This is a genomic window from Streptomyces sp. NPDC046831 (assembly GCF_040645305.1).
Taxonomy (GTDB): domain Bacteria; phylum Actinomycetota; class Actinomycetes; order Streptomycetales; family Streptomycetaceae; genus Streptomyces.
The window spans coordinates 1-2288 of sequence record NZ_JBEYXZ010000005.1; the positions used below are offsets into that span (position 1 = coordinate 1).

The window sequence follows — 2288 nt, forward strand, 5'->3', positions numbered from 1 at the left end:
GGGCCTCGCGGGGGGGGCGGGGGCCGGCCCCCCCCCCCCCCGGGGGGCCCCCCCCCCCCCCCCCCGGGGGGGGGGGGGGGGGCCGGGGGGCCCGCCCCCCCCCCCCGCCGCCCTCGCGCGTCGGAGGACTCAGCCCGCCGCCGGCACCTGGGTGCGGAGCAGCACGGGCAGCCGTGTCGTGCGGGGCCTGGCCCGCACCTCGGCCACCGCCCGCGGCAGGGCCTGGTCCACGCCGTGGACGACGGAGAGGTGGCGGCCCGCCCGGCTGAAGGCCGTGTAGACCCACGGGCGGCTGAGCGCCTGCGCCGCGTCACCGGGCAGCACCACGACCACCGCGGGCCACCGGCCGCCCACCGCCTGGTGCGCCGTGAGCGCCCACCCGTGCCGTACGCACCGCTCGACCTGCTCGCGGGGCACGGTCACCGGGGAGCCGGCGCACGACAGATGCAGTCCGTCCGCGTCGGCCTTCACCACCCGGCCCGGCAGTGTGCGGCCGGGAGCGGGGGAGTAGGCGATCCGGTCGCCCGGGTCGAAGCCGCCGAACCGGCCGGGGCCCGGGTTGAGCCGCTCCTTCAGGGCCGCGTTCAGCGCGCGGGTGCCCGCCGCGCCGCCGTGGCCCGGGGTGATCACCACCGTCTGCTCGGCGGGGACGCCGATCGCGCGGGGCACCGAGTCCGCGACGAGTTGCACGGTCCGGTGCACGGCCTCGCCCGCGTCCCGCACCGGGACGATCACGACCTCCCGGCCCGGCGCCTCCACCTGCGTCAGCTCACCGACGCCCACACCGGACACCAGCTCGCCGAGCGGACCGGGATCCGGCACCCGCGAGGCGACCTGCGGGCCCACCCGAGCCGCCAGCAGATCCGCGAAGACCCGTCCCGGCCCGACCGACCAGAGCACGGCCGGATCGCCGGCCAGCACCAGGCGCGCCCCGTCCGGCAGCGACTCGACGAGCAGGGCCGCGGTCTCGACGTCGAGCTGGGGGGCGTCCAGCACCACCAGCAGGTCCAGGTCGAGCGCGCCGTCGGCGTCCCGGCCCGGCCCCTCGGCGCCGGACAGCAGCCCGGCCACCGTGGTGACGGCGGCCCCGGCCTCCTCCGCCCCGGCGTCCGGCCCGGTGAACTGCGCCGACAGCGCGGCGAAGCCGTCCCGGCCGAGCGGGCTGTGGGCGGCGGCCCAGGCGCGCAGCCCGAGGCCGCGGGCCGCGGACACCAGCTGGGCCGGCTCGACGCGGGAGGCCTCGCCGCCGGTGTGCAGCACCAGGCCGTGGCCGGCGACCGCGCGGATCAGCTCCGCGGCGGAGCCCCGGGCGGACGCGGCGGCACGCTCCCAGCCCTCGGCGGGACCGTCCTGCTTGGGCACCGAGTTCACCAGCCGGGCCAGTGAGTCGGCGAGGCTCTCCTCGGCGAGGGCGTACCGCTCCAGGCCGACGAGGACGCGCACCGGGCGGCGGTCCTCGCCGTCCTCGCCGTCCTCGTCCGTCTCCTCCGGCTGCCGGGCCGGTGCCCCCGGCTCCTCCAGGGCGTCCTGGAAGGCCAGGGCGTCGCCCTCGGCGAGCGTGCTCTGCAGGGCGGCCTCCGGGTCCGGCACGCCCCGCTGGGCCAGGGCGGCCGTGAGCGCGGACGCCTCCAGCGCGGTGTGACCGGCGACCGCGGCCTGCTCCAGGAGCCAGACCGTGACCGCCCGGCCGCGCCGCTCGTCGTCCGGGCCGCACTCCGGCCCGAGCAGGGCCCGCGCGAAGCCGTCGGCCTGCTCGGGCCGCACCCCGGTGACCCGCAGCAACTGCCAGGGGTCGGCACGAAGGCGCTCGTCCGCGCCCTCGCCGAGGACGGTCGCGGCCGGCACGGCGAGCGCGCCCGGCGCGCCGCCCTCGGCCAGCACCCGGCCCACCGCCTCGACGGTCCGCGGCGCCGGTCCGGCGGGAGCGGCGGCCGTCTCGGCCGGCACCGGCCTCGGGCGCCGTGGCTCCGGAGCCGTCCGGCGGGGCGTGGGCTCCGCCTCGCCGAAGGCTGCCGCCACCGGCTTCTCACCGCTCTCCACGGCCCGTACGGCCGCGAGCAGGTCGGCCGCCGCGCCGCTGAGCTTGGCGCCGCTCCGGATCGGCTCCTTCTTCTCGGCCTTCCGCCGCTCGATGCGCTCGCGCTCGGCCCGCTGGGCCGCGAGCTCCGCCTCGGCCTCGGACAAGGCCGGGGCCTCGCCCGACTCCGAGGCGGCCTCTCCTCCTGCCTCCCCGGCCTCCCCGTTTCCGTCTCCGCCCGAGCCGGCGGCGTCCCCGGAGCCCGCGACGT

Annotated in this window: 1 protein-coding gene; it reads right to left on the reverse strand. The window is 80.3% G+C overall.

Features of this window, described 5'->3' with window-relative positions; translation table 11 throughout:
* Positions 1-129 precede the first annotated feature (129 nt).
* The coding region (locus tag ABZ920_RS06465; RefSeq protein WP_361499435.1) for a helix-hairpin-helix domain-containing protein at positions 130-2288 on the reverse strand (2159 nt) is incomplete at its 5' end.